General features: G+C 41.0%; 3 protein-coding genes. All 3 read left to right on the top strand.

Annotation, left to right across the window (positions count from 1 at the left end; all coding sequences use genetic code 11):
* The coding region (locus tag AB4238_RS17205; RefSeq protein ID WP_372034546.1) for an SPASM domain-containing protein at window positions 1–302 on the top strand (302 nt) is incomplete at its 5' end.
* Window positions 303–530: 228 nt separating this feature from the next.
* Entirely contained in the window at window positions 531–1,340 is an 810-nt protein-coding gene (locus AB4238_RS17200; RefSeq protein WP_372034545.1) for a RecX family transcriptional regulator, read from the top strand.
* A gap of 77 nt (window positions 1,341–1,417) precedes the next feature.
* On the top strand, window positions 1,418–1,978 hold the full coding sequence (locus AB4238_RS17195) for a dihydrofolate reductase family protein (protein ID WP_372034544.1): 561 nt from the start codon (window positions 1,418–1,420) through the stop codon (window positions 1,976–1,978).
* Window positions 1,979–2,070: the final 92 nt, after the last annotated feature.

Here is a 2,070-nt window from a genome sequence, read left to right as displayed (position 1 = left end):
TTTATCCTGAATATAAAATCGGTAATATCCACCAGAAACCCCTCGACCAAATGGCGTTTTCCGCTAAGCAACAAGCTTTTGGATTTGCCAAGAGCCGTAATCTAACAAAACAGTGCCAAAAATGTGACTATAAATTTGCTTGCTTCGGTGAATGCCCTAAGAATCGTTTTGTTCGCTCTTATGACGGTGAGATGGGTCATAATTATCTTTGCCAAGGCTGGCATATGTTTTTCAAACATATCGATACTTACATGTGCCAAATAGTCAGTGCTATGGGCTACCAAGTAAGAAAAGCGGTATAATTTATCGAGCAATTACGGCATTAGCCTAGCGAACTTTTGCCGGGGTCTCTGCAAAATAGCCAGAGTGCAAACCACATTTGTATTTGCTTACCGTTAAGAACATGACTATAAAGCTCACAACGGTAAAGTCTGTTACAGCAATAAAGGGAAATGTATCACGAGCGTACTCAAACTCTTATTGGTCTGATACACTCATTAAGATATATTCAAACACCAGCTCAACTTCTTATGCAACGTGCAACGCTTCGCCAAGCCAAATCAATTGATAACGTCTACAACACCGCATATTGGCACTTAAGCCAACAAGATTTTACCATCAATGAAATTCGCTCTAAGCTTGAACGCAAAACAGATAAGCAAGAGTGGATAGAGACGGTTCTCGCCAAACTTATAGAAAGCGGTTATCTAAAGAGCGATGCTGATTTCGCAGTACGTTATTGTGAAATGGCTTTTGGCAATGAAATCGGCTCAGGTGCCATAAAGCGAAAGTTACAGTTACGTGGTCTATCGGCTACTGACGTAGATACAGCAATAGAACAAGTGATTGAAGCCCGTCAAATTGATTGCTATAAGATGGCCACTAGCAGGCTCCTTAGCCGATTTGAGCACTTTAACAATACCAACAAAGAAAAAGTTTACAGCCAAATGACAACCAAGGGCTTTAGTCGCGCAGAGATCGACTACGCCCTGTCACAGCATCCCCAGCGCGAAACATTACGCAGCAAGCTTGCCGTAAAAGCGGATAAAATTGAGCTAAGCTCTGAGATTATAAAACTGTTTAAGAAGGGTAAGGGGGAAACTCTTATTCTGCAGGAGCTAAAACAGCGGCTAATCGATGTCACTGAGTTTGAACAAACCGTTTATCAATTAGCACTTTCTGGAGACGTCGATTTCTATGTAAGCTGCAAAGCAGAGTTAGCCAAAAAACGCTACGACTTATCCGACTATAAAGATAAATCCAAAGCCTACGCTTATTTGTCTCGTAAGGGTTTTAGCAGTGATGAAATAAAAGAAGCCATGCGGATAGAAGACGACTAACTATACCCATTAGAGCCCGACATAATGCCAAGTACTGGCTAGAGTTATTATGAAAAACTGATGTTAGAGATCAAAATATGCAATGTTCTGTTTATATCGCAACCAGCACTGACGGTTATATAGCAAGAAAGGATGGCAGCATTGATTGGCTGCATAATGCTGGTAACTCACAAGCCGATATGGGCAATAACGCCGATATGGGTTTTGCTGATTACATCTCTTCAGTTGATTGCTTGATCATGGGCCGTAAGTGTATGGAAATGATTGCCAGCATGGATTTGACAGCTGAACAATGGCCTTATGGAGATACGCGCATCATCGTACTCAGCAATACTCTTAAGCTGCCTGCTAGTAACCTACAGGATAAAGTTGAAATGTACTCAGGTGATCTGACTACTTTAGTTGCTTTGCTTGAGAGTGAGGGACATCAGCATGCCTACATTGATGGTGGCACCACCATCCAATCATTCCTGAACCTCAAGTTAATCAATGAAATAACCATTACCCGCGCGCCTGTCATTTTAGGCGAAGGAATTGCATTATTTGGCAAAACTTCTGCAGATATAAAGTTAGTTGAAGCAAGTGCTGTTGCGTTTGCCAACGACTTTGTACAAGTGAACTATAAGGTTAGCTATTAACCATTAGAACTTTGTTCCGTTTAAGCAGAAGAATTTAGGGTCTGTTGATCTTTCATGGTTGTTTTTACAATAATTTATTGGCTATTTTGACA

This window comes from Shewanella sp. 10N.286.45.A1 (assembly GCF_041470405.1).
Taxonomy (GTDB): domain Bacteria; phylum Pseudomonadota; class Gammaproteobacteria; order Enterobacterales; family Shewanellaceae; genus Shewanella.
This window is presented reverse-complemented; position numbering and strand designations above follow the sequence as displayed.